The sequence below is a fragment of the Sorangium sp. So ce185 genome (assembly GCF_051526825.1).
GTDB classification, from domain to species: Bacteria; Myxococcota_A; Polyangia; order Polyangiales; family Polyangiaceae; genus Sorangium; species Sorangium cellulosum_D.
This window is the reverse complement of sequence record NZ_CP150316.1, coordinates 6,430,001-6,453,112: the sequence shown is the minus strand read 5'-3', so window position 1 is coordinate 6,453,112 and position 23,112 is coordinate 6,430,001. Positions and strand designations below refer to the sequence as shown.

The 23,112-nt window shown below is 72.0% G+C and carries 23 protein-coding genes (1 of these 23 running past the window's edge); 7 read left to right on the top strand and 16 right to left on the bottom strand.

Annotated features, from left to right (window positions below; translation table 11 throughout):
* Positions 1-427: 427 nt before the first annotated feature.
* The gene (locus tag WMF26_RS23715) at positions 428-832 is read right to left on the bottom strand and encodes a PEGA domain-containing protein (protein WP_438002135.1); all 405 of its coding nucleotides are present in this window, start codon (positions 830-832) and stop codon (positions 428-430) included.
* Positions 833-1,235: 403 nt separating this feature from the next.
* Here WMF26_RS23715 and WMF26_RS23710 point away from each other — a divergent pair, with 403 nt between their 5' ends.
* Both WMF26_RS23710 and WMF26_RS23705 read left to right on the top strand, forming a co-directional pair.
* Positions 1,236-1,829 (top strand): hypothetical protein, encoded by a 594-nt coding sequence (locus WMF26_RS23710; protein ID WP_438002134.1) that lies wholly within the window; start codon positions 1,236-1,238, stop codon positions 1,827-1,829.
* 484 nt (positions 1,830-2,313) lie between these two features.
* The gene (locus WMF26_RS23705) at positions 2,314-3,762 is read left to right on the top strand and encodes an amidohydrolase family protein (protein WP_438002133.1); all 1,449 of its coding nucleotides are present in this window, start codon (positions 2,314-2,316) and stop codon (positions 3,760-3,762) included.
* Positions 3,763-3,902: 140 nt separating this feature from the next.
* On the opposite strand, the gene WMF26_RS23700 is transcribed toward WMF26_RS23705, so the two are convergent.
* The 5 genes from WMF26_RS23700 to WMF26_RS23680 are packed head-to-tail and all read right to left on the bottom strand — an operon-like array spanning position 3,903 to position 7,262.
* Positions 3,903-4,277, bottom strand: coding sequence for a hypothetical protein (locus WMF26_RS23700; protein ID WP_020736711.1), 375 nt, complete (start codon positions 4,275-4,277; stop codon positions 3,903-3,905).
* Positions 4,278-4,329: 52 nt separating this feature from the next.
* Positions 4,330-4,890: a hypothetical protein gene (locus WMF26_RS23695; RefSeq protein ID WP_437339267.1), complete on the bottom strand. Its 561-nt coding sequence runs from the start codon at positions 4,888-4,890 to the stop codon at positions 4,330-4,332.
* Positions 4,862-5,665, bottom strand: coding sequence for a ParA family protein (locus WMF26_RS23690; protein WP_437339266.1), 804 nt, complete (start codon positions 5,663-5,665; stop codon positions 4,862-4,864). Before WMF26_RS23690 ends, WMF26_RS23695 begins: the two co-directional genes overlap by 29 nt.
* Complete coding sequence (locus WMF26_RS23685; RefSeq protein WP_437339265.1) at positions 5,662-6,537, bottom strand: DUF4388 domain-containing protein; 876 nt, start codon at positions 6,535-6,537, stop codon at positions 5,662-5,664. The genes WMF26_RS23690 and WMF26_RS23685 overlap by 4 nt, the downstream gene beginning before the upstream one ends.
* A complete protein-coding gene (locus WMF26_RS23680; protein WP_438002132.1) occupies positions 6,537-7,262 on the bottom strand; it encodes a tetratricopeptide repeat protein in 726 nt (241 codons plus the stop codon). Before WMF26_RS23680 ends, WMF26_RS23685 begins: the two co-directional genes overlap by 1 nt.
* Positions 7,263-7,953: 691 nt before the next feature.
* Between WMF26_RS23680 and WMF26_RS23675 the strand changes: the two genes are divergently transcribed.
* Positions 7,954-8,712 (top strand): hypothetical protein, encoded by a 759-nt coding sequence (locus tag WMF26_RS23675; protein WP_061623771.1) that lies wholly within the window; start codon positions 7,954-7,956, stop codon positions 8,710-8,712.
* A gap of 336 nt (positions 8,713-9,048) precedes the next feature.
* Here the strand turns inward: WMF26_RS23675 and WMF26_RS23670 are convergent, their stop codons facing one another.
* Positions 9,049-9,432: a VOC family protein gene (locus WMF26_RS23670; RefSeq protein ID WP_061623770.1), complete on the bottom strand. Its 384-nt coding sequence runs from the start codon at positions 9,430-9,432 to the stop codon at positions 9,049-9,051.
* Between the two features lie 374 nt (positions 9,433-9,806).
* Positions 9,807-10,505 carry a fatty acid desaturase gene (locus WMF26_RS23665; RefSeq protein ID WP_437339263.1) on the bottom strand — a complete coding sequence of 233 codons (699 nt, stop codon included), beginning with the start codon at positions 10,503-10,505 and terminating at the stop codon, positions 9,807-9,809.
* A 197-nt stretch (positions 10,506-10,702) separates the two neighbouring features.
* Here WMF26_RS23665 and WMF26_RS23660 point away from each other — a divergent pair, with 197 nt between their 5' ends.
* Positions 10,703-11,080: a hypothetical protein gene (locus WMF26_RS23660; protein ID WP_438002131.1), complete on the top strand. Its 378-nt coding sequence runs from the start codon at positions 10,703-10,705 to the stop codon at positions 11,078-11,080.
* 102 nt (positions 11,081-11,182) lie between these two features.
* Here the strand turns inward: WMF26_RS23660 and WMF26_RS23655 are convergent, their stop codons facing one another.
* Positions 11,183-11,620 carry a hypothetical protein gene (locus WMF26_RS23655; protein WP_438002130.1) on the bottom strand — a complete coding sequence of 146 codons (438 nt, stop codon included), beginning with the start codon at positions 11,618-11,620 and terminating at the stop codon, positions 11,183-11,185.
* 636 nt (positions 11,621-12,256) lie between these two features.
* On the opposite strand from WMF26_RS23655, the gene WMF26_RS23650 reads away from it, so the two are divergent.
* Positions 12,257-14,092: a M2 family metallopeptidase gene (locus WMF26_RS23650; RefSeq protein WP_438002129.1), complete on the top strand. Its 1,836-nt coding sequence runs from the start codon at positions 12,257-12,259 to the stop codon at positions 14,090-14,092.
* 37 nt (positions 14,093-14,129) lie between these two features.
* On the opposite strand, the gene WMF26_RS23645 is transcribed toward WMF26_RS23650, so the two are convergent.
* The 5 genes from WMF26_RS23645 to WMF26_RS23625 all read right to left on the bottom strand — a co-directional run bounded on the left by WMF26_RS23645 (position 14,130) and on the right by WMF26_RS23625 (position 19,265).
* Positions 14,130-14,930 carry a GNAT family N-acetyltransferase gene (locus tag WMF26_RS23645; RefSeq protein ID WP_061623766.1) on the bottom strand — a complete coding sequence of 267 codons (801 nt, stop codon included), beginning with the start codon at positions 14,928-14,930 and terminating at the stop codon, positions 14,130-14,132.
* Between the two features lie 265 nt (positions 14,931-15,195).
* Entirely contained in the window at positions 15,196-15,834 is a 639-nt protein-coding gene (locus WMF26_RS23640; RefSeq protein ID WP_438002128.1) for a hypothetical protein, read from the bottom strand.
* A gap of 237 nt (positions 15,835-16,071) precedes the next feature.
* Positions 16,072-16,377 (bottom strand): DUF3817 domain-containing protein, encoded by a 306-nt coding sequence (locus tag WMF26_RS23635; RefSeq protein WP_438002127.1) that lies wholly within the window; start codon positions 16,375-16,377, stop codon positions 16,072-16,074.
* Between the two features lie 160 nt (positions 16,378-16,537).
* Positions 16,538-17,770 (bottom strand): ferritin-like domain-containing protein, encoded by a 1,233-nt coding sequence (locus WMF26_RS23630; protein WP_438002126.1) that lies wholly within the window; start codon positions 17,768-17,770, stop codon positions 16,538-16,540.
* Positions 17,771-17,867: 97 nt separating this feature from the next.
* A complete protein-coding gene (locus tag WMF26_RS23625) occupies positions 17,868-19,265 on the bottom strand; it encodes an alpha/beta fold hydrolase (protein ID WP_438002125.1) in 1,398 nt (465 codons plus the stop codon).
* A 248-nt stretch (positions 19,266-19,513) separates the two neighbouring features.
* Between WMF26_RS23625 and WMF26_RS23620 the strand changes: the two genes are divergently transcribed.
* On the top strand, positions 19,514-20,446 hold the full coding sequence (locus tag WMF26_RS23620; protein WP_437339256.1) for a LysR family transcriptional regulator: 933 nt from the start codon (positions 19,514-19,516) through the stop codon (positions 20,444-20,446).
* A gap of 51 nt (positions 20,447-20,497) precedes the next feature.
* Here the strand turns inward: WMF26_RS23620 and WMF26_RS23615 are convergent, their stop codons facing one another.
* On the bottom strand, positions 20,498-21,202 hold the full coding sequence (locus WMF26_RS23615) for a DUF1349 domain-containing protein (protein WP_438002124.1): 705 nt from the start codon (positions 21,200-21,202) through the stop codon (positions 20,498-20,500).
* Between the two features lie 141 nt (positions 21,203-21,343).
* Between WMF26_RS23615 and WMF26_RS23610 the strand changes: the two genes are divergently transcribed.
* A complete protein-coding gene (locus WMF26_RS23610) occupies positions 21,344-21,784 on the top strand; it encodes a hypothetical protein (protein WP_438002123.1) in 441 nt (146 codons plus the stop codon).
* Between the two features lie 37 nt (positions 21,785-21,821).
* Here the strand turns inward: WMF26_RS23610 and WMF26_RS23605 are convergent, their stop codons facing one another.
* Positions 21,822-23,112, bottom strand: partial view of a hypothetical protein gene (locus WMF26_RS23605; RefSeq protein ID WP_438002122.1) — the 3' portion only. Its footprint extends 242 nt past the window's final position; the window shows 1,291 of its 1,533 coding nt (coding positions 243-1,533); its start codon lies beyond the right edge, outside the window; its stop codon occupies positions 21,822-21,824.

Below are 23,112 nucleotides of genomic sequence, written 5' to 3'. Positions count from 1 at the left end.
GTTGCCACCGCGCGGTGGGTGGCGGCCGCGGATTCCGCCGCTTTCCGCCACCCTTGGCTGAAGCGCGTCACCATGGCTATCCGCGCTGCGTCGCGTTTCGCAATCCGCACGCGCAGAAGCGTTGCCGACCTGGCGTTGCCGACCTGGGTGGGTGGTCGCTGCCGACCTGGGTTGGGTGGTCGGTGCCAACCTGGGTTGGGTGGTCGCTGCCGACCTGGGTTGGGTGGTCGGTGCCAACCTGGGTTGGGTGGTCGCTGCCAACCTGGGTTGGGTGATCGGTGCCAACCTGGGTTGGGCGGTCGGTGTGACGCGACACGAGGTCAACCCGGGTCGGAGTGCCCCACACGAGGTCAACCCGGGTCCGGAGCGCAGGTCAACCCGGGTCCGGAGCGCCCGGAGCGTCCAACCCGGGTCGGGTCCGGGTCCGCTATTTCCTCTCGCCCGGCTTGTCGCTCTTGGCGTCGCCGCCGCCGCCGCTCTCCTGGATGGAGGGCGGCGGGTCCGACTGGACTGTCTTCGCGTCGCCGGGCTCCAGCGTCACCATCATCGTCCGGTTGCCGCGCTCCGGGTCCACGAACGTCACCTCGTGCGTTCCCGGCGCGACCTTGCGCCCCGTGATCGGCGTCGTCCCGATGGGCTTACCGTCCAGCAGGATCTCGGTTGCTTGCGCCGAGACCACGTCGAGCATCGGCGCGTCGTCCAGCGGAGGCTCGGGCTCAGGCTCGGGCTGGGCCGCGATCGGCGCGGGCTGCGGAGGCTCCGGCGGGGGCTTGGGGGCCCCGCCGCAGCCGGCGAGCGGTATGACGAGGAGAAGAGCGGCGACACGGAGCATGCGCCGGAGGCTAGACACGAAATCTCGCGCGAGGAAATGGCTCGGCGACATCGCGCACGCGCCGCGAGCGCCCGGAGCCCGGACGTTGCCTTGTCCGCCCGGCCCAGGTACCTCTGGTCGCCATGCCGACCGTGGCGATCCGCGGAACGGGGAACCCGCGACAGCCGGCGGAGCACGTCGACCGCGCGTTGACCGAGAGCCCCAGCAGGGCCCGCGAGCAGCCCGCGGACGCTCGCATCCCATTTCTGATGGCGCGGCACATTTCGACGAATCCCGCCGCGGACCACGACCTCGACCGCGACAGCGGCTCGCGCACCACGATCTCGGCGATCCGCACGCGGCGCCTTGCGCTCGAGAACGCCTGCGTCGCCGGTCAGACGACGAGGGGCGACGGAGGGCTCTGATGGCAGCGCCGTCCTCGTCGCGGCTCCGGGTGATGGGCGGCCTCGCCGCGGTGGCGTTCGTCGTCCACGGCGGCAACCACGTGCGGCGGGGCTCACCGCACGACCTGCTCTGGATGTGCAACGTCGCGCCCCTCCTGCTCGCGACCGGCTGCTTTCTCGCCAAGCCAGACCTCGCCGCGATCGCGGCGCTGTGGCTCGCCTTCGGCACGCCCATCTGGCTGCTCGACATCGCGACGGGCAGCGGGCTCCTGCTGACCACGTTCCTGCCGCACGTGCTCTGCCCGATCCTCGCCGTCGTCGCGGTGCGGGAGCTGGGCCTCCCGCACCGCGCCTGGCTCAAGGCCACCGCGGCGCTGCTCGCCCTGGTAGGGCTCACGCGCGCGCTCACGCCGCCCGAGACGAACGTCAACCTCTCCCACCGCGTCTGGGCGGGCTGGGAGGCGCTGTTCCCGCGCTACGATCTGTTCCTCGCCCTCGTGGCGGCCGCGGCGGCGCTCACCTTCCTCGCCATCGATCGCGCGCTCGCGGCGTGGCTCGGCCCGCAGCGCCGGCGCGCCGCGGGCGGCGCGACCCGCGGGGCGAGCACCACCTGACGCGCGATCTCCTCCTCGTCCTCGACCCAAGCACGTCGAGCGAACCCAGCCGCACCGCGCGAGCCGAAGGCGGCGACCCTGCGCGACGAGGTCCCGCTCGCTCGCCTCCGACGCGGTGATCTCGCGACCATCGCTTCCTCGACGAGGTCGGCTCCCCGCCGAGCGCGCGAGCGCTCCATCGACGCGACCCTCCACGCGAAGACGCCGCACGTCGATCGCCGGACCGATCGCGGCGCCCCGCTGGTCGAGCTCGCCACCGCTCGGGATGCTCACCCGCCGCGCGCGTCCCTGCCTTGCCGCGCGCGCCCGGCCGCGTCACGACCCAGCCATGCGTCGCGCGTGCGAGCTCCAGCAACCTCGCGCGTCGGCCGACGCGGTCCGACCCGAGATCGCGCCAGCCGTCGACCGCGACACGGGCGATGATCCCGTTTCACCGTGACGCGCCGCTGTGAACGCCTGAGCCGGAACCAACAGGAGCCACTCGATGAAGAAGAGCCTACCTGACGATGATCTCCGCCTGCCGGTGAAGCTGGACTCCACGAGCAACGGTGAGTACTGGCCGCGAGCCCCGGACGCGGCGCTGCGCGAGGCGCAGCGGAGCGCGATGGAGAGCGCGCTCGACAACGCGCGCAAGCTGGGGATGAGCCGGCGCGAGTACCTCGCCAGCACGTGCGGCGCCGCGACCGTCTTCCTCGCGCTGAACCAGCTGGGCTGCGGGGGCGGGCGCTACCAGGTCACGAAGGAGTCCACGCTCGACCCCGCCGCCGCGAACGAGAAGCTGACCGGCAAAGAGTTCATCTTCGACGTGCAGACGCACGAGGTGAGCGCCGACCGGGTCTGGTGGAAGGAAGGGCAGCCGTCGCTCGCGGACTTCCTCAAGACGACGCCGCAAGCGGACTGCGGCGCCCCGGCCTGGGCGCGGTGCTTCACCGATGACGTGCTCATCCGCGAGGTCTTCATGAACAGCGACACCCAGCTCGCCGTGCTGACCGGCCTCTGGGGCGATCCGCTGCCCATGCTCACCGAGGAAGCCGCGCGCACGCGGGAGAAGGTCGCGCAGCTCGGGCGGGATCGGCTGCGCATCCACGGCGTCGTCCAGCCGACCATCGCGCCCTGGGAGAAGATCGCCGACGAGATGCGCAGGCAGGCCGAGACCATGAAGCTCAGCGCGTGGAAGCTCTACACCGTGTGGGGACCGACCGGCGAGGGCTGGTGGCTGAACGACGAGGTGGGCCGGAGGACGATCGAGCACGGCATCGCCCTCGGCATTCCGATCTTCGCGGTGCACAAGGGGCTCCCGCTCTCCGGAATGAACCCGGAGTACACGCGGCCGAAGGACGTGGGACCGGCGGCGCGCGCGTTCCCGAAGGCGACGTTCCTCATCTATCACTCCGGCTATGAGCCCGACATCACCGAAGGCCCGTACGACCCGAAGGCCACGCGCGGCGTGGACGCGCTGATACGCTCCCTCGAGGAGAACGGCGTCGGGCAGAACGGGAACGTGTACGCCGAGCTCGGCTCCACGTGGCGCGAGGTGATGAAGAAACCCGACGAGGCGGCGCACGTCCTCGGCAAGCTGCTCAAACACGTGGGCGAGGACCGGATCCTCTGGGGGACCGACGCCATCTGGTTCGGCTCGCCGCAGGATCAGATCCAGGCATTCCGGGCGTTCGAGATCACCCCCGAGCTCCAGGAGCGCCACGGGTACCCGGCGCTGACCCCGGAGCGGAAGGCGAAGATCCTCGGCCTCAACGCCGCGCGCGTGTACGGCGTCGACGTCGCCGCGGTGCAGGGCGCGCAGGCCCGCGACGAGGTGAGCCGCGCGCGCGCGGAGTACGCGAACGCGCCGATGCCTTCGTTCCAGACCTACGGCCCGCGGACCCGCCGGGACATGCTGCGCCTGCTCGATTTCACGCGCGGCCTGCCGGACTAGCGGCGAGGCCTGCGCGCGGCGCGCGCGGCGCCCACGCCGTACGAGCGGCTGCGCGCGTCGAGCCCTCTTCGCGACGTGTCCCGGGTGCGGCGCCGGATTTCTGTGGTGCGTTCGGAGCGGGAGCGAGCGGGCTCGGCAGCTCAGGGCTCGTACGCCTGCGCGATGGTCTCGATCATCCGCGGGATCGCGACGGAGATGAGGATCCCGAGGTTCGCCCGCTTGTTGTCCACCAGCATGCCCTGGAGCAGCTTGCCGTGGTTGACCACCACCACGGTGTGGTTGCCCGCCATGTCGAGCATGTAATACCGCCCGAGGGGCGGGAAGTTCGAGTCGCGCAGCGAGCTGTCCAGCTCCTCGGTGATGCGCGTGAAGAGGGCCACCGCCACGGGCTGCTGGTTGAAGCCGGCGAGCGACAGGCCCGCCGTGCGCTCCCAGATGTCGCTGGCGAGCAGCCCGTCGCGAAGGATGTTGCGGAGGTCGTGGACTGCCGCCTCGAGGACTTTGGTGTCGATCATCGTGCTTCCGTCGCTCCTGGGCGCGCGCGCCCGCATTGAAAATCCGGATGTATCACAGCCCGCGCACGGTCGTCTCGAGCGCCTCCTTCAGCTGCTCGAGCGCCCGCGTGGAGAGAGCCTCGTCGCCCACGGTCCCGAGGCAGAAGCCGCCGCGCGCCGTGCGCGTCTCGACCCAGGACATCATCTGCGCGCCCAGCCAGAGCGCGCCCGCCGTGGCGTCGACGCCAGGGACGGTGCGGACGCCGACCAGCGCCGAGAGCAGCGGGCCCACGAGGGACACGTGCGCCTCCGAGATGCCGTGCGCCGCCAGCGTGAGGCCGTTGTCGTCGGCGACGAAGGCGCCCGCGCACGCGTGGTGGGCGAGCGTCCAGGCGACGAGCGCGTCGAGCCGGTCGGCCGGGTTGTCGGAGGTCTGCACGAGGCGCGGCACCTCCTTCGGCGCCTTGGGCGCCGCCTTCGCCGGCGCGGGCGGCGCCTTCGCCGGCGCGCCGGCGCGCGACGACCCCATGGCGCTCACGAGCGCCGCCGGCTCGCGCGCGGGCGTCGCCGACACCCGCGCGAGCAGCGAGCTCACCCGCTGCGCGTCAGTCCACGAGACGGATCGGACCGTCATCCTCGCCTCCTGCCGTGGTGCCAAGGCGCTCCTCGATCTCGGCCACCAGCTTGTCGAACACCGCCGAGACCGCCGGCGGGCGGCGGCTGAGCAGGCCGAGCGGCACCCCCGCGCGGCTCGCCTGGAGGAACGTGCTGTCGCGCGGGACCGCGGTGTCGAAGACCTGGTCGCGGTAGAGCGACCACAGCTCCTCCAGCGAGGCCAACAGCACCGGATCGCGGAACGAGCTCATGGTGCCGACCACGCCGAGCAGCGAGCAGGCGGAGCCGATGTCGCGGAGCCGCGCCAGGAGCTCGAGCAGCCGGGGCAGGGCCCGCAGCGCGAGCGGCTCGCACTGCGCCACGGCGACGACGTGGTCCACCTCTTCGAGCGCGAGGCGCGACATCCCGCCGAGCCCGGCCGGCGTGTCGAAGAGGATCAGGTCGAAGTCGCGCTGGCTCTGCTCCAGGATGCGCCCCACGAGGTTGGCCTCGCGCGCGTTGACGGAGAAGCGATCCTCGTCGAGCGCGTCGACGGGGCCCATGGGCAGGAGACAGAGCTCCGGGAGCCGCGTCTTGACGAGCCCCTCGAGCGGGGGGCCGCCGCGCGCGAGGCTCGCGGCGAGGCCGGGGCGGTCGCTGACGCCGTCGAGCGACATGCCGATGGCGCCCTGCAGATCCGTGTCGACGAGGAGGGTCCGCGCGCCTCGGCGCGCGAAGGCGAAGGCGCAGTTGAGCGCCACGGTGGTCTTTCCGACTCCGCCCTTCAGGCTGGCGAATGCGATGGATCGGGTCATTTGGGGTATCCGAGCTTGCGTAGCTGTTCCAGGTTAGCGCGCACGAGACTGGATGCGGGGTCGAGGGTGGAGAGGTCGGTGAGGACGCGGGCCGCCTCGCTGTAGCTGCGTTCCATGAGGAGGCGCCGCGCGTCGGCGTTGAGCTGCTTGACGCGCGCCGCGCGCTGCTCGGGCGAGAAGAGCGCGACCTCGATCCGCCGCGAGGAGATCGGCGGCGGCATCTCCACGCAGCCCTCGTCGATCCGGCGGAGCGAGTCGAGCACGAGCTCCGCGAGATCCTTGAAGATGGTGCGCTCCTTCGTCGAGCTGACGGTCGGGTTGACACGCACGCGCATCTCCGGGCGAATGAGCCGCGCGAACGCCTCCTCGCCCACGCCGAGGCCGTCGAACGCCGTCCACACCTGGCCGCGCCGCACCTCGATGAGGCCCACGTCGCCGCTCTCGTTGCTGACCACGAGGACGTGCGAGTCGCCGGACATGCAGATCATCTGCAAGAAGTCGACGGGCACGAAGTACATCCCGATCGGCGCCGACTGCGCGCCCGCGGCGTGCCCCATGAGGACGAGCGTCTCCTCGGCGATGGGCCACGTCACGCGCGTGACGTTCATCGCCCCCGGGACCTCCACGCCCTCGTTCACGGCGAGCACGAGGCGCGCCGTGCGGCGGAGCAGCTGCGCGACGGCGTCCTCCGGCCCGCCCGGGAGCGACGGCGCGTAGATGATGAGCTCCGCGCTCTCGGCGCCCTCGAGCGCCTGCTCCAGCTCCTCCCACGTGGCGGCGCCGATGGCGCTCACCGGCGTCTGCCCCGCGATGACGCGAATGCACCGCATGCGCTCGCGCAGATCGGGATCCGCGACCACGACGATCGGCATCAGCCTCCGAGGTCGCGCCGCGCTCGGCGCAGCATGACGGACGACGCCGAGTCGCCCGGACGCATGCGCGCGCAGGCCTCGAAGGCCTCGATCGCCTCGTCGTAGCGGCGCTGCACGAACGCGGCGGTGCCGCGGGCGAACGCCTCGCGGTAGCGCCGATCCTCCTCCGTCTCATAGACCCGCGGCGTGAAGGGCGCGCTGGTCGGGGCGGGCGGCTCCGGCGCTCGCCGCTGCAGCCCGCGCTCGGGCATGGTCGGCGGCCCCGGATCCGAGCTGACCGCGGACGGCAGCGTGTCCATCTGCCGGCGCCAGGACTGCGGTGTCCTCTCGCTGAAGGGCGACGCCACCTCCCGCCCCGTGTAAAGGCCGACGAGCACCTGCAGCGTGCGGAGCCGCCCGAGCGGGCACATTTGCACGATGTCGTCGAACGTCGACGAGCCATCGATGTACCGCGCCACCAGGAGCGCGTCGGGCGAGCGGCCCGCCGACACCGGGATGGGCCCCGCCACCTGATCGAGGCCGCCGAGCCGCTTGGCGTAGGCGCCCGCGAGGAACTCTTTGATCCGCTCGATGCTGGTCTGCAGCTCGCGGTCTTCGGGCGCCTCCGCGCGCGCGCGGTACAGCACCGCCAGCGCCTCCTCGTAGCGCTTCTCACGGACCAGCCGCACGATCTCCGCGCGCACGGGTGTGCTCTTCGGGACCTCGCGGCTTTCGGGTTCCATCATCCAGGCCGATTCGTGTTGGTCTTTCACGGCACAACTCGGCAAGCTACATGCCTCGACCGCCGACCTTCAAGCGGTTTGGTAGCGCCTCCGCGGCCGCCGCCCCGGCGGCGCTGTCCACATCGGGATCGCCGTCGTTCAGGTGCGAGCGTGTGGGACCAGTCAGGGCCCCACTCTGAGAACATGGGTGCTGCGACATGGGCCCATGTGGAGGCCATGGAGGCTCGTACCCGCGCGACTCTGCCCATTTCTTCAATGCGTGGCGGGTCGGCCCGCCGGCGCTCTCGGACGCCTGCCGAATAAATCGCCGCGCAATCACCATAAGAGGAATGGGTGTCGCACATGGGCACCCATTCGCCCACCCGGCTACCGAGCTCGATTTCGGTGGAGATCGCTGAAGATACTGGATGCAGCTTACGCGGAACTTGCGCTAGAGTGGGTTCACCGAGTGGAAGCACCCCCCAACGTTACGTAACGTCTGAGGTGGTTCGTGGGAAATTCCAAAAATCAAGCTCGGAATGCAGCGAGGGGGGGTCGTGCAGGATTTCAACCAAGGTGAGATCCAGCCGCAGCGTCCATGGGGGGTACGCCGTGGTCTTGTCTTGTCGCCTCACGAAGCGCATACGACGCTTGGCTTACGCAAACAGAGGGATCGTTCGACCAACTGACACCACCAGCCGAAAGGAGATCGCTTATGCGGCAGGTCTTGCGGCACATCTTCCAGAAGAAGCAGGCATACGCTCGTCTACCCCTGTTCGAGCGCATGCGTGATGAGCGGCTCGATCCGAGCGAGCGGCTCGCCTTCTATCCGTGCATGGCTTTCTTCATCATGAGCTTCGGTGATCTGAACAAATTCGTGCTGAGAAAGGAGCCCGCGGCGGACGAATACCAGGAAATGGTGAACGTCCACACCCGCGAGGACGACCATCACTGGCCGTGGTACCTGGAGGATTTGACCAAGCTGGGCTACGACGTCGAGGGGCGGAGCTCGGATCTGATGCACTTCCTCTGGGGCGAGGAGACGATCGAGAATCGGATCCTCACCGCGCGGCTCACCGAGCTCATCAAGGGCACGACGGGCCTCGAGCGGCTGGTCATCATCGAAGCGATCGAGGAGACTGGCAACGTCCTCTTCAGCGCGATGCTTCCCCTGGCGGAGGCGCTGGAGAAGCGGCTTGGAACGCAGCTGCGCTACTGCGGCCCGTTCCATTTCGAGCGCGAGTCGGGCCACACGGTGGACGCCGATCACGCCGCGCTCGCGAGCATCTCCCTCGACGCGGAGACGCGCGCGCGCTACAAGGCGCTCGCGGACGAGGTGTTCGCGCTCTTCGAGCCGTGGACGCACGAGCTCCTGCGCTATGCCGTCGCGCACCCCGCGGCCATCCCCGCGGCCGACCCCGAGACGGACGGCGTGAGCCAGATCATGACCCGCTCGTCAATCCTCGCCGCGTGAAGCAGCGCGGTTGAGCTCTCCAGCTTCGCCTTCGCGGCCCCCTCCACGATATCCATTCCATCGCGCTCGCCACGCGCCGCGCTCTCTGCACAAGACGCTGCGCATGGCGCTGATGTCCTCGTTCCCCCATGGCGGTGAGCGCCCCCATGGCGGTGAGCGCCCCCATGGCGGTGAGCGCCCCCATGGCGGTGAGCGCCCCCATGGCGGTGAGCGCCCCCATGGCGGTGAGCGCTCCCATGGCGGTGAGCGCCGTCCGACGAACGTCGACGTCGAGCGCCGCCGCTCGGAGCTCCGGCGCGATCGGCGCCGGCCCGCGGGGCGGGCGGCGCGCCGGGATCAGCCGCCGCTGCCGTAAGGACGGGTGATGATCTCGAGGTAGTGCCCGGCGGGGTCGGGGAAGTACACGCCGCGCCCGCCGTCGTGATGGTTGATCTCGCCGGGGCGCTGCGCTCTGGGATCGGCCCAGTACGGCAGCTTCCGATCGCGGATCCGGCCGAAGATCTCGTCGAACTCGGCCTCGCTGACCAGGAACGCGTAGTGCTGGGGGTGCACCTCGTCAGGGGTGTCGATGAAGTCGAGCGTGACGTCGTTGTCGAGCCGCACCGTGAGGAAGTGTCCGAACGGCTCCGGGGCGGGGAGGCCCAGGATCTCCGTCATGAAGGTGGCGGACACCTTCTTGTCCTTCGCGGCGACGATGGTGTGGTTCAGCCGGACGGTCATGCGCGCGTCTCCCTTCCGCGGCGCTCGAGCAGGCCTTGCGGCCGCTCGGGCGAGGCCATCATTTCACGCGTCGGCCTGGTGTCGTTCATCTCTCTGTGCCCTCCATCCAGCCGAGCCCCGCCGACCGAGCCGCTGCACGAGGCCCGCCGCGCGTGCCCGCCCGGGAACAGGGCGAGCCTGCCACGGTGGGTTCACGCGAGCAACCTCGCCGGCCTGGGCGTGCCGCCCAGCGCGCCATCCCGTCTTTGCTGTTCTCCTCCGCTCGTCGGTCACGTGACCTCCTCACCGCCGTATCGTCGCGGTCACCTGTCCGAGCGGCGCAGGGGCCCGCGGCGCTCGAGCGGAATCGAGGACGGTTTGCAGGGGCGATGGCCTCATGCGCGGTCGGGGGAGGGGAGGGCGAGGCGGCTGCAGGGGAGGTTGGGGATGCGGTGGTGGCGCTCGTGGTAGCCGAGGCTCAGCGCGATCGGTGAGCGGGTGAAGGCGAGCCGGCGCGCGGCGGCCAGCATCCAGGCCGGGGCGTTGTGCGGGACGTGCGCGGCCCACACGGCCATGGTGAGCTGGAGGCACGTCGCGGTGGCCGCGACGGCGAGGAGCGCCGGCCGCCGCGAGGCGAGCAGGAGGGCGAGCGAGGCGAGGTTGAGCGCGGTCTCGGCGAGCTGGCAGCGGCGGCCCGAGGGGCCGGCGGCGCGGAACGCCTCGACGCGGAGGGCGAGGGCGCTGAGCGGGGCGCCGAGGAGCGCCCGCGGGAGGGGCAGGCGCGCGGGGGCGCCCTCGGCGTCGTCGGGCGCGAGAGGGCGAGCGTGATGGCGCAGGTGCATCAGCCGCAGGGCGTGGCCGCTCATGAGCATGAGCGCGGCCGAGAGGGTGAGGGCGAGCTCGTTCGCCTTGCGCGGCAGGCGGAGGGCGCCGTGGGCGACGTCGTGCATCAGGGCGAAGGAGGCGAAGAAGAGCGCGCCCTCGAGGGCCGCGGCGAGCGTCGCGCTCTCGATGCGCGCGGCGAGGCCGACGCCGGAGGCGCAGAGGCTGACACGGGCGATGTGCAAGGCGAGGTCGCCGAGGCGAGGTTGCATGGCGCCCTCGGGGTGCGATCGCCGTGCCAGGGAGCGCGGGCCGGCGCGGCGCGGGCCGCGGCGGCGCGTCCGATGCACGCGGCGCGCGCGGCGCGACCTCCGGTGTCCACGCGGGCGGCAACCCGGGTGTCCACGGCGTGGACAGCCACGAAGGCGTGTGGACAGCGAGGGGCCGAGATGCGCTTCAGCTCGCGCTCGTGCCCAATGTCCAGTTTCACGGCGCGTTCTACGCGTTCTTCGTCGCGCTCTTCGTGGCCGATATCGGTGTGGCGATGGTCGATGTTGCCGTCGAGCCGGCGTCGCGGCGCAGCCAGGGAGGGCTGCCCGCCGGGGAGTACATGATGCAAGGCCGGGGCGTGGAGTTCTCGACGTCGTATATGTACGAGGTGCGCTGGGGGGCGTTCGGACGGTGGTTCGACCGTGCGGTGTTTCGGCCGCTGTTTCAGCGCGCGACGGAGCGGAGCTTCCGGCGGCTGGAGGAGCGGTATTTCCCCGAGGGGGCGTCGCGGGTCGCGGGGGCGCGCGGGAGGAAGCCGGTGCACTTTCTCGGCTTCGGAGGCGAGCCGGCCGGGTGACGCGCTCGCGGGCTGTCGGGGATGGTGCCGTCCGACTCAGGTTGAGCGACCCGGCCGAGGTCGGGGTGGCCCGGGGTGGCGCAGGTTGGGTGGGCGACTTGGTCAGGAGCGAGCGCCTCGAAGCCGCGCGCCGACCCAGGCGCACGGCAGCGCGATCGCGATGTTCGCGAGCGAGTACCACGCGGGGCCGTGCTCCCACATCATGACAGCGCCCAGGGTAGCGAGAGCGAGGCCGACGAAGCCGAGGGCGAGCGCGTGGCGCATCGGGCGAGCCGGAGCGAGCCGGGCCGCGACGTAGCAGCCGGCGGCGTTCAGCGGGATGCGGTAGGCGAGCGCGAGCACGAACAGCACGTCGGCCATCCGTTCCCCGTGCGGCGGGAAGACGCCGGATGCGTGCAACGCCAGGTCCACGACGGTAGTGAGGACGGCCGTCGAGACGAGGCCGCAGAGCACCGCGCCGACGCTACGGAGCATGGTTCTAGTCCGGGCGGAATCTGTCGTGACGGTGAGCGTTGCTTGAAGAGTTTCGCTGGTGTTCATGGGGTCCTCGTCCGGGTGATGGAACGCCGTCCTCGGCGCTACACGGGGATGTCGGAGCCGCCGGCGCGCCCTCGACATCGGCGGTGACGATTTTTCGACGACCCTGGTCGACCGACCCTACCGGCCGATCTGACCCGGGTTGAGGGTGGCCGACCCGGGTTGCGGCGACCCGACCCGGGTTGGGCGGCGGCGACGACCCGACCCGGGTTGGGTGCTTGCTCCGCCCACAACTCGGCCTCCACGTTCGGGAGCCGGAGCGCGTGCATCGGTCACGCCACCCGGGACTCCATGGCGTCCGGCAGCTGGACCGCTCTCGGCTCAGTGATCTGCTCGCGCCGCGGGGATCGGTACAACGCCATCGATCCCAACGTCATCGTCGATCAGGCAGGCACGCGACCTTGAGCGATGTCGCGGCGAGTGGGCATCCTCCAGGCTGACGTGACGGCGTGAAAGGAGCGGAGTTTGCCGCATGTCAGCCCTTCGCGAGGCGGCACCCCGAGGATTGCTCGAGCGGCCGAGCGGCCTTAGAGGCCCCACCAGGATCGCGGCGCCGAAGCGCACCCCGCGCCCTCTGCGCGTCCGGGGTGGGGGGACCCTCGCACGCTGGAGCTGCCCGCGATCGAGGAGCGGCGGGAAATGGTGCGCATGGTTCAGGTGTTGGTCGTCGCCTTGCCGTGCGGCGCGCTCGCGCTCACGGCGGCCTGCTCCGATCCCAGCCCTCCGCCGCGGCCGCGGCCCGGCTCACAGCCCGCGGCGGAGGAGGCCCAGAGATTCATCGAACAAGCGGAATCGGAGCTCCACGAGCTCAGCACCCAGAACAACCGGGCCGCCTGGGTCGCGTCGACGTACATCACGGGCGATACGCAGGTCCTCGCGGCCGCGGCGAGCGCGAAGCTGCTCGGCGCGCAGACCGACTACGCCAAGCGCGCGGCCCGCTATCGCGACCTCGATCTGCCCTACGACGTCCGCCGGCGGCTCGATCTCCTGCGCACCTCGCTCACCCTCTACGCGCCCGCCGACCCCGCGAAGACCCAGGAGCTCGCGACGATCGCGTCGGGGCTGGAGGCCACGTACGGCGCGGGCAAATACTGCCCCTCGGCCGGCCAGTGCCTCGATCTCCAGGAGCTCAGCAGGATCATCGCGAAGAGCCGGGATCCCGAGGAGCTCAAGCGAGCGTGGGTCGGCTGGCGCACGGTCTCCGCGCCGATGCGCGGCGACTTCACGCGGCTCGTGGCGCTGGCGAACGAGGGCGCCCGCGAGCTCGGATTCAAGGACACCGGCGACGCCTGGCGCGCGAAATACGAGATGCCGCCAGAGGCGCTGCCCCGGGAGGTCGACCGCCTCTTCGGGCAGGTCAAGCCGCTCTACGACGCCCTCCACTGCTACGTGCGCGGCCGCCTCGCCGCGCGCTACGGCGAGGACGTCGTGCCCGGCGCGGGCCCGATCCGGGCCGATCTGCTCGGCGACATGTGGGCCCAGGACTGGAGCAACATCCACGATCTCGTCGCGCCCCAGGGGGTCGCGCCGATCTACGATCTCGACGCCGCGCTCCGCGCGAAGGGGTTCACGCCGATCGAGATGGTGAAGACGGGCGAGCGCTTCTTCGTCTCGCTCGGGTTCGATCCGCTCCCGGCCACCTTCTGGGAGCGATCGCTCTTCGTCAAGCCGGCGGATCGCGACGTCGTCTGCCACGCGAGCGCGTGGAACATCGACGACGAGGAGGATGTGCGCATCAAGATGTGCATCGACGTCACGGCGGACGACTTCCAGACGATCCACCACGAGCTCGGCCACACCTTCTATCAGAGGGCGTATAACCACCTCCCGTGGCTGTACCGCGACAGCCCGAACCCGGCGTTCCACGAGGCCCTCGGCGACACCATCGGGCTGTCGGTCACGCCGGCGTACCTCCAGCGGATCGGGCTCGTGGACGAGCTGCCCCCGCCGTCGAGCGATGTCTCGCTCCTCCTCCGCGAGGCCCTCGCCAAGGTGGCCTTCCTGCCGTTCGCGGTCCTCGTCGACCGGTGGCGCTGGGGCGTCTTCTCCGGGGACATCCCGCCGGCGGAGTACAACAAGGCCTGGTGGGATCTCCGGAGGAGATACCAGGGCGTGACGCCGCCGGTGCCCCGCTCCGAGGCGGACTTCGATCCCGGCGCGAAATACCATGTGGCGGCGAGCGTCCCGTACATCCGGTATTTCTTCGCGCATATCCTCCAGTTCCAGCTCCACCGCGCGCTCTGCGAGGAGGCGGGGCACAAGGGGCCGCTCCACCGCTGCACGATCTACGGCAGCGAGCAGGCCGGCGAGCGGCTCCGGCGGATGATGGAGATGGGGCGGAGCCGGCCGTGGCCGGAGGCGCTCGAAGCGGTGACCGGATCGCGGCGGATGGATGCGGCGGCGATGCTCGACTACTTCGCGCCGCTCAGGGGCTGGCTCGATCGGCAGAACCGCGGCAGGACGTGCGGATGGTAGGCTGCGGCCGGCGCGGCACGCGCGCGCCGCCCGGGCTTCAGGCCTGCGGCGGCGTGTAGAAGGCGAAGCGCGTGACCGCGCGGTAGCCCATCCCCTCGTACACGGGACGCCCCATGTCCGTCGCGTGGAGGACGGTCCTCTGGATGCCCGTCTCGCTCAGCGCGTCGTCGAGGCAGCCGCGCATCACCGCCTCGGCGTACCCTTTGCGCCGGTGCTCGGGCGCGGTGACGACGAAGCCCACGTAGCGGATCCCCTCCACGATGAACGTCGCCGCGGAGCACACGGGTTGTTCGCCCACGTAGCCGACCCGACCGAACGCCCGGTCGCCCCACATCGCCTCGTGGGCCACGGAGGCGCGCCCCGCCGGGATCGGGACGCTGTAGGCCGCCGCGTTGAGATCCGCGATGGCGGCGCGCGTCTCTGCGTCGGCGACGCGCCGGAGATCGAGGCCGGAAGGTGTGCGCCGCGGCGGGGTGATCGCGTCGGCCACCATGCCCAGGAGCGACACGGCCGGCGTGAAGCCGAGCCGGCCGAGGAGCTCGGCGGCCGCGCCCCCGTCGCCGCCGGGCGACCAGCTGTCGGACAGCGCGAAGAGCCACGGCACGCCGCCGGCCCGGGCGAGCTCGACGGCCCTGCGCGCCCGGCGCTCGAGATCCTGGAGGTCGGTGGCCGGCGAGGAGAGCGTGGCCATGTTGATCAGGATCATGTCCGTGCCCGAGAGGACGACGGTGACGCCGTCGGTGTGCTCGATGCGATGGCCGGGGAGACCCTGGCTGAAATAGGTCCAGGCGGCCACGAACTGAGCGTTGGACTCTTCGATCTCGATCGGGTCGGGCATGCGAAACCTCCTCGGAACGGAGAGTAGCCGGAACTGGGCGTCCGGGAATAGGGCCGCTCTCGCGCTGCGTGTGGAGCGATGGTGCTGGGCCGCCGGTCGCGGTGGGGCGCTCCGTCGGAGGAGATGAGGTGGCCTGTCCGGTAGGAACTCTGAGAGGGGGCGGCTCGGCACCACGACGCGCGCTCGCAAGGGCGCAGACCGCGGAGAGATCGCGCGCGGCGAGATCGCCGGGATCCGCCGTGGCTCGCTCACGCCTCGGGCCGCCTCACGGCTCGATTTCTTCGAGCGTGTGGCAGTTGTTGCACGAGAACTCGCCCGTCATCGTCGTCGGGTCGAACCTGGGGACCTGGAGCAGGTCGGCCATTGCGGGTACGACTTCGTTGAACATGAAATCGGTCCACTCCTGGCGCTCCGGGTGCTCCGGATCCCCCACCCACTCGAGGAACCCTTCCTCGCTGGCCGGGAGCGGGGCGATCGCCGGGCTCGGCATCGCGTAGGCGCGCTCGACCGCGTCGTCCCCGTGGCACGTCGTGCAGTCGAAGGTCTCGTACTTTGCGTCGTACGCGACGAAGACCTCCTTCATCCGGGGCATGACGACGGTGGTCATGTACGCGGTGCGCTCCTCGAAGGTCATGTCCTTCCACGCGACCTGATCGGGCTCGCCGCCGCCCGCGCCGCCGCCGCCCGCGCCGTCCGCGCCGCCGCCGCCCGCGCCGTCCGCGCCGCCGCCGCCCGCGCCGCCGTCGTCCGCGCCGCCGCACGCAGCGACGAACAGGCACGCCGCCATCGAGATGCGCCTCATGACCGCGCGGCCTCTTCTCGTCCAGCGATCGGACCGTGTCGCGTGATCCGGGGGCTGCGCGTCCGTCCTCGCCTCGTTCGTCGCCGGTTCCGCGGTGTTCATGGATCGCATCGTCGTGTCTCCTTGGGCTCGAAGCAGGCCGTCCGGCCGTTCCGGACCGGATGCGCCCTGGTTCTATCGTCACGACGAACGGGCGGACGCAGGATCGACACGCCTCTCGATCTTTTTTATATTCTCTTAAGTATAAGAATTTATTGATTTTTTGCGAGAGCGCGGCGTCCGGCTGCGGCGGGGCGGGCCCGCGATCCCGGGATCGCGCCGTCTCCGCGGCCGCCTGGCCTAGGACGACGGCAGGGCCGCCTCGATCTCGCGCCGCAGCGAGCGATCGAAGACGAACGTCCCGAAGGGGACGATCGACGACACGAAGGCGAGCAGCGAACGCCCGAGCGACCACCGGCGCCGGACGGCGGCGTGGGCGAGCGCGGCGAGGAACAGCACGAAGAGGAGGCCGTGGGCGCTGCCGACGACGCGAACGGCGAGCGGCTGGCCGGCGAGGTACTTGAGCGGCATCGCGATGAAGAGCAGGAGGAGATACGACAGGCCTTCGAGGATCGCGATGAGGCGGAGCTGGCGAAGCGCGGTCATGACGGCAACGTAGGGCAGGGGGCAGGGGCTCGTGGAGTTCTTCATCGAGCACCGGCGTCGTGCTCGCGCCTTGACGTAGGCGCGGCGTGGCGAGGAATCCAGGGGCGAGGCTACGCCGGAGCGTCCGGGACGGCGATGGCCGAGCGTCGGTGCGGCCGAGCTACGCCGGGGCGTCCAGGTCGGCGATGCCCGCGGGGGCCGCGGGCGGTGCGGGCGGTGTGGACAAGAGCGCCTCTGCGCACGGCGCGATGACCTCGCGCACGGCGTCGAGGTGGCAGCGCGCCCGCTCCGCCTCGGTGAGCCGGCCGTGGTCGTGCCAAGCGGCGGCGTCGATCCCGGCGCGCTCCGGGCCCCGGGCGGCGCGCACGGCGGCGAGCGCCTCGTCGAAGGCGCGGGCCACGGCGGCGCGCACCGGCTCGCCGCCCCGCGCGACGGCCCAGCGCACGAAGGCCCACGCGAGCTCGGCGTGGGCGGCCTCGTCGGCGGCGATCCGGTCGAGGGCGCGGCGCACCTCGGGGTCGAGGGCGTGGCTCCGCTGCGCGCCGGCCTGGAGCGCGGCGAGCGTCTCGCCCACGCAGCCCTCGCGCACCGCGCTGGCCGCGGCGCCGGCGAGCGTGGGCGCGTCGAGCGCGCCGTCCAGCGCGAGCGTCCCCGGGCCGAGCGACCGGCCGGCGTAGCGGCTCGCGAGGGTGAAGCAGGCCCGGGCGTGATGCAGCTCGTCCGAGAGGGCGCGCTGCGCGGCGTCGATCAGGGCGGGCGGCGCGCCGAGGGCGAGCAGATCGAGGGTGAAGCGCGCGAAGGATGCGACGGACGCGTGCTCGAGGCGCGCGTCGGCGAGCCACGCTTCGGCGAGGGCGGCGCGCGTCGCGGGGTCGAGCGCGAGCGGCGCGTCCGGCGCGGCGGAGAGCACCCAGTCGGCCCGCGCCTCGACGCCCGCGAGGCGCGGCTCGCCGCCCACGAAGAACGGGCGGCCGCAGGCGCCGACGCCCAGGTTGTTGGTGTCGTAGCAGCACTGGCCGTCCTCCAGCCGGCCATGTTCGTAGACCACGCAGGACACGGGGTTCGGGTGGTACTGGCTCGGGCAGGTCGCGGCGCTTCCCCCCGCGCCGCCGGCCCCGCCAGCGCCGGCGTTCGCGCGGACCTCCTCCGGCGGGAAGCACCTCGTCTCACCGACCTCGCCTTGTCCGCCGGAGCCGCCCTGTGCGCCGGAGCCGCCCTGTGCGCCGGCGCCGCCCTGCTCGCCGGCGCCGCCGGTTCCTCCCGCCCCGCCGGTCCCACCTGCGGTCTCCGCGCCGCCGCCGCCGCCGTCCTGGCAGCCGAGCGCCAGCGACAGGCCGGTGAACACGCCGGCTCCCACGATATGCATGATGCGCGCGCGCAGCTCTCTGTTCATGGCGCTGAGCCTCCCTGCGACGTGCCGTCGATCGGCACCGGAACCCTTCTTATACCCATACCTCTCAAACAGACGACCGGCGTCGTCTGCCAGGTCGTCAGCGGGCGTCGCCGAGCGCGGTGGTCCGTGCGGTCGGGCCCGCAGGGACGAACGCGCGGATCTCCGCGATCATCACCTCCGCGGCGTCCTCGAAGAAGAAGTGATCCGCGTCGGGGAGCTCGATCGTCTTGTGGTCCGGGAAGGCGGCCTCGAAGCGGGCGAGATCGCTGCGCGGAAACCCGACGTCCTTCAGCGCCCAGAAGATGAGCGCTTTTCTGTCCGCGAGCCGGGGCAGGCCGGCTTCGACCTCCGCGAAGTACTCGGTCGCGGCCGTGATTTGCCCCGGATAGAAGGCCGCGATGCCGCGGCGATCGAGCGGGAGAAACGGCCGGAGATAGACGTCGGCGACCTCGGCGGGCAGCTCCCGCACGATCCCGTTGTCGATCCCCAGCGCGGCGAAGCCGTTGAAGTTCACCTGCGCGAACTCGCCGATCGGCCCGCCGACGATCCTCGAGAATTTGCCGCGCGGCGTGCTCGCGCTGGTCGGCCAGGCCCACGTGCTCCCGAGGACGACGCGCCGCACGAGCTCGGGCCGGCGCCCGGCGAACCCCAGGCCGATGGGGCCGCCCCAGTCCTGCATGACCAGGGTCACGTCGCGGAGGCCGAGCCGATCGACGAGCTCCTCGACGACGCGGCTCTCCTCGCCCGGCGTGAAGCCGAATCCGGCGGGCGCCTCGGACAGGCCGAAGCCCGGGTAGTCGAGCGCGACGCACCGGTACGAGCCCCGGAGCCCGTGAATGAGCTCGCGCCACTGGAACGACCACGCCGGGTTGCCGTGCAGGAAGAGGAGCGTCTCGCCCTGACCCTCGTCCACGTAATGGACGCGCGCTCCGCTCGGGAGCTCGACGAACCTGTGATCGACGTCGAACATCGCGCGCGGGATCTCGAACGCCATGCCTCGCGGACCGCGCGGCGCGGCGCGTTCGCTCGAGAGCGCGCCGGCGACGCCGACGAGCTCGACCGCGCCGAGGATCGCGACCGCCGCGGCGGCGGCGCGCGAGGAGCGCGGCCGCTCGACGAGGCGAGGGACGAGCAGGGCCAGCGCGACCGCGGCGCAGGCCACGGCGGGGAGCGCGGCGGCGGCGAGGCCGCGCGGCCCCGCCAGGATCATCCCCAGGAGGACGCTCGCCGCGAGCCCGGCGAGGCTCGCCGCCAGGATCGAGCGCGGCCGCGCCGAGCGCTCGGCGAGGGCGTGGTAGAGGAACGCCGCGGCCACCGCGACGAGGGCGCACGCGGGGGCGACGACCGCGTACCGGAGCGCGGGGAAGAAGGCGATGCCGCGCGCATGCGGCACCGCCAGGACGGCCATCGTGGCCAGCAGGACGACGCAGACCGCCGCGGCCAGCCCGGCCCGAAGGACGCGCAGCACCTCCGCGCCGGTTCCTCCCCTCGTCATCGTGTCGCTCGGAGTCGCTCGTGCTTCGCTCTTCATCGTTTCCTCCCGTGGGTCGAGGCGGCCGTGGCCGCGGCGGACGCGAGGCGCACGCCGGCCGGGCGAGCTGTGTCGCTCGCCGCAGGACATCGCGCGATCGCCGCGGATCTCTCGGCGCTGGGCCGGCTCAGCCGGCGACGGACCGCCGCGCCGACGAGCCCATCATGTGCCCGGCGACGTCATGTCTCCAATACATGGTATTCATCTGAGCCATGCAGGATGGACATGACGCGCGCGATCTCTCCGCCGTGGACCTCAACCTGCTGGTGGTGCTCGACGCGCTGCTCGACGAGCGCCACGTCACCCGCGCCGCCGCGCGCCTCGGCATGACCCAGCCGGCGTGCAGCCACGCGCTCGGCCGGCTGCGCCGCGCGCTCGGCGATCCGCTGCTGGTGCGCGGGACGGGCGGCGCGATGGTGCCCACCCCGCGCGCCGAGGCCCTGGCGCCTGGCCTGCGCGCCGCGCTGCGCGGCCTGGCCAGCGCGATCCGCGGCGAAGCGCGCTTCGATCCCGGAGCGGCGCGGCGCACCTTCCGGATCGCCACCGGCGACTACGCGGAGCTCGTGCTGCTGCCGCCGCTGCTGTCGCTCCTGGCCCGGGAGGCGCCGGGCATCGACGTGTGGATGCTGCCGCTCTCGCTGACCCAGGAGGGGGTGGTCGCGCAGCTCTCCTCGGGCGCCGTCGACGTCGTGATCGGCCCTCCTCGCCGCGGCTGGCCCGAGGGCCTCTACCTCCGCCCGCTCTTCGACGAGCGCTTCCGCTGCGTGGTGCGGCGCGGCCATCCGGCGGCGCGCAGCGCCCTCACCCTCGACCGCTACTGCGCGCTCTCGCACCTCCTCGTGGCGCCGCGCGGCACGCCGGGCAGCCTGGTCGACGACGCGCTGGCGGCGCTCGGGCGCAGCCGGCGCGTCGCCGCGACCGTCTCGCACTTCCTGGTGGCGCCGCACGTCGTCGCGGCCACCGACCTCATGGCCACCCTGGGCGCCCGCATCGTCGACGCCGCCGCGGCGCCGCTCGGGCTCGCGGTGCTGCCGCCGCCCCTCGAGCTGGCGGGCTTCTCGTTCGCGATGATCTGGCACGAGCGCACGCACCACGATCCGGCGCAGCGCTGGCTGCGCGACCAGCTCGCGAGGGCGGCGTCCTGACCGCGGGAGGCGGCGGCTGGACGCCGCGCGGGCCTCCGTGAGGCCCGCCCGTTACGACATGTATGTGAGCGGCGAGGCGATGCCGGTCCGCGGCGGCATCTGACCGGCGCGCGCCAGCGCCGCGTCGCTCTCGACGCTCTCGACGCTCTCGACGTCTCCGCTGCGCAGATCGCCGAGCCGGCGCGGCGTGAAGCGGATGTCGTCGAAGACGGCGGTGCAGCCGTCGCCCGCGGGCGACTGGGCCGAGAAGCCGACGGCGAGCTCGGTCGTGCTGCGGAGCGAGAAGCTGCGGAGCAGGTGCCAGCTCGCCCCGTCGGTGGAGGCGTGGAACGCGCACAGGCGCCCGAGCCGAGAGACGCGCAGCCAGACGTGGTCGCCGTCCACCTCGAAGGACCTGCGATCGTCCGACAGGCCGCGGGTCACCACGGAGGCGACCGTCGGCACGCGCTCGGGCGACAGCTCGAAGCAGAGCTTGGCCCACGCGCGCTCGTGCGCCCAGAGCAGCAGCACGCCCGCGTCGTGCGCCGCCGCGAAGCCCACCGTCACCCGCGCGCTGGCGAGGAAGTCCCCCTGCGGCGTCCCGAGCAGGCGCGGCGCGTTCAGGAGGCCGGTGGTGCGCTCCGGATCGAGGAACAAGTCGGTCTTGCCGCCCGCCGTGACGGTCAGGCTCGATGCCTTGCCAGTGCTCCAGCTCCTGGGCGGTACCTCCCAGCGGAGCGGCGTCGGCAACGGCGCTAGGTGTACGGGCTCACTCACCTTGTATGCCTCCCCCCTTCATGACAACCATAGTACCGGAGTCTCTTCCTGTCTTGTTGTCGAATCGTTCCGGTGTGTATGCAGGATCTCAGGCCCATGCGAATTACCGCCCTTCTGGTGTCCTGCTGTATGGCTGTAAGCGTGGCCGGTTGCTTGAAGGCGAGGCGCGGTCCGCCCGAGTTCCTGGTGGGCGCGCGGCCCGTGCCCTCGTCGGGAGGCGGCTCCTCTTCGGCGGGCGGCTCCTATGCGGACGCCGCGGCGGTGCTCGCCGCCGCGGCCGGGGCGGCGGCCGTGAACCGCGAGATCTACGACACCTGCTACGCGATCTGTGAGCCCGGGACGGCGTGCGATCCTGCGACGGGGCTGTGCGTGCGGTTGCCGTGCGGCGGGAAGTGCCCTGCCGATCGCCGGTGCAAGGTGGTGGAGGGGAAGGAGGCTTGCGTCCTCGGCGAGCCCGACCGCGGCGTCGTGCGTGGTCCGGTCGCTCCGGGGGCAGGGCACGCCGGGCCGGGAGAAGCGATGGGCGAGGCGGCAGGGGCCGCGGAGGCGGCGGGCGGCGCCGAGGGGGCGGGCGCGAACTGACGACAGGGGCGCGGGAGCGCGGCTCGTCGGGCGGCGATCACCGTCGCCGCGACAGATCGAGCAGCGCCCTCGCGCGCGAGTACGCGATGTACGGGTTGTCCCCGGAGCCGCCGAGATCGTCGTTGTCCTCGCCCGCGCCCTGCGGCCTCACCGGGATCCAGAGGTAGTCCGGGTGCAGGGCCTTGCCGTTCACGCCGTTGGCGAAGGCGGGGTTCTTGATCCACTCGCCGCCGAGCACCGTCAGCCGATCGTCGAGCTCGAGCACGTAGTGGAGCTCCGAGTTGAGGATCGGGACGTTGCGCAGCGCGGGCGGCCGGAGGAGGTCGGCGGCGCTCACCTCGTCCGAGATCATCCCGTAGCGCGCCCCGACGCGGACGAAGCGCCTGGCGTTCGGGTTGAACACGTAGTTGTAGCAATCGGCGCCCTGGTACCCGCCGTTACAGACGAGCCGCGCCGCCTCCTGCGCGCTCACCTCCGCCATCGTGTCGATGGTGAACGAGGTGACCGGGTAGCTCCACACCTCGCGGTGCCACGTGTAGTCGACGACGAACGAGCGCTGCGCTCGCCCGCTCGACGCGGAGCTGATGGAGCTCGCGCCGAGCCCGAGCAGGCCGGTCATGGCCACGTGCATCGTCCCGGGGTTCAGGTCGCGGCACGCCGGATCGACCGGCCTGCCGTAGACGTCGCGCAGGACGAGGTCTTCCCGCGTCTCGCAGCGCCGCCCCGACACGGTGGCGGAGTCGTGGTGGTACACCTCGGTCATGAGCGCCTCGATGTCCGCCGTGCGGAACAGGATGCACCCGCGCTCGACCGACGCGCACTCGACAAGCGTGCTGCCGGAGACCTTCACCCGGATGTCGCGCAGCGGCGGGCCGCCGCCCTCCGCGACGACGTAGGCCGCCCAGCCGTTGCAGTGTCCCCACCAGTACTCCGGGGTCACGCCCTGGTACAGGCCGTGGTGCGTCAGCTCCCAGTACGTCGTCGGCCCTGCAACCCGCGTCGCCCGCGGCGCCGCGCGCGCGCCCTCCGGCAGGCCCGCCTCGCCGGCGGCGGCGCCCGCGGGCGGCTCCAGCGACCGCGCCTGCCCCGCGTAGAACAGGAGATCGTACTTCTCCGCCGGCGAGAGGTTGTCCGGATCCGACGTCAGATCGCCGTAGTTCTTGACCGCGGAGTTCCAGCGGTCGGCGATGCCGTTCCTGCTCTGGGGCCACCACTGCGAGGCGAAGGGGCCCGTGGACTGGCCTTGCAGCAGGGTCGAGTTCAGCGCCGCGTAGGTTCCCCGGAGCTCCGGGTGCAGTCTCGTGGGGAGGTTCGCGGCGTCCATGGGC

Coding starts and splice junctions, on each gene's coding strand:
- WMF26_RS23715 (WP_438002135.1), bottom strand. CDS start 832: ATGCTCCGTGTCGCCGCTCTTCTCCTCGTCATACCGCTCGCCGGCTGC.
- WMF26_RS23710 (WP_438002134.1), top strand. CDS start 1,236: ATGGCAGCGCCGTCCTCGTCGCGGCTCCGGGTGATGGGCGGCCTCGCC.
- WMF26_RS23705 (WP_438002133.1), top strand. CDS start 2,314: ATGAAGAAGAGCCTACCTGACGATGATCTCCGCCTGCCGGTGAAGCTG.
- WMF26_RS23700 (WP_020736711.1), bottom strand. CDS start 4,277: ATGATCGACACCAAAGTCCTCGAGGCGGCAGTCCACGACCTCCGCAAC.
- WMF26_RS23695 (WP_437339267.1), bottom strand. CDS start 4,890: ATGACGGTCCGATCCGTCTCGTGGACTGACGCGCAGCGGGTGAGCTCG.
- WMF26_RS23690 (WP_437339266.1), bottom strand. CDS start 5,665: ATGACCCGATCCATCGCATTCGCCAGCCTGAAGGGCGGAGTCGGAAAG.
- WMF26_RS23685 (WP_437339265.1), bottom strand. CDS start 6,537: ATGCCGATCGTCGTGGTCGCGGATCCCGATCTGCGCGAGCGCATGCGG.
- WMF26_RS23680 (WP_438002132.1), bottom strand. CDS start 7,262: ATGATGGAACCCGAAAGCCGCGAGGTCCCGAAGAGCACACCCGTGCGC.
- WMF26_RS23675 (WP_061623771.1), top strand. CDS start 7,954: ATGCGGCAGGTCTTGCGGCACATCTTCCAGAAGAAGCAGGCATACGCT.
- WMF26_RS23670 (WP_061623770.1), bottom strand. CDS start 9,432: ATGACCGTCCGGCTGAACCACACCATCGTCGCCGCGAAGGACAAGAAG.
- WMF26_RS23665 (WP_437339263.1), bottom strand. CDS start 10,505: ATGCAACCTCGCCTCGGCGACCTCGCCTTGCACATCGCCCGTGTCAGC.
- WMF26_RS23655 (WP_438002130.1), bottom strand. CDS start 11,620: ATGAACACCAGCGAAACTCTTCAAGCAACGCTCACCGTCACGACAGAT.
- WMF26_RS23650 (WP_438002129.1), top strand. CDS start 12,257: ATGGTGCGCATGGTTCAGGTGTTGGTCGTCGCCTTGCCGTGCGGCGCG.
- WMF26_RS23645 (WP_061623766.1), bottom strand. CDS start 14,930: ATGCCCGACCCGATCGAGATCGAAGAGTCCAACGCTCAGTTCGTGGCC.
- WMF26_RS23640 (WP_438002128.1), bottom strand. CDS start 15,834: ATGAACACCGCGGAACCGGCGACGAACGAGGCGAGGACGGACGCGCAG.
- WMF26_RS23635 (WP_438002127.1), bottom strand. CDS start 16,377: ATGACCGCGCTTCGCCAGCTCCGCCTCATCGCGATCCTCGAAGGCCTG.
- WMF26_RS23630 (WP_438002126.1), bottom strand. CDS start 17,770: ATGAACAGAGAGCTGCGCGCGCGCATCATGCATATCGTGGGAGCCGGC.
- WMF26_RS23625 (WP_438002125.1), bottom strand. CDS start 19,265: ATGACGAGGGGAGGAACCGGCGCGGAGGTGCTGCGCGTCCTTCGGGCC.
- WMF26_RS23620 (WP_437339256.1), top strand. CDS start 19,514: ATGCAGGATGGACATGACGCGCGCGATCTCTCCGCCGTGGACCTCAAC.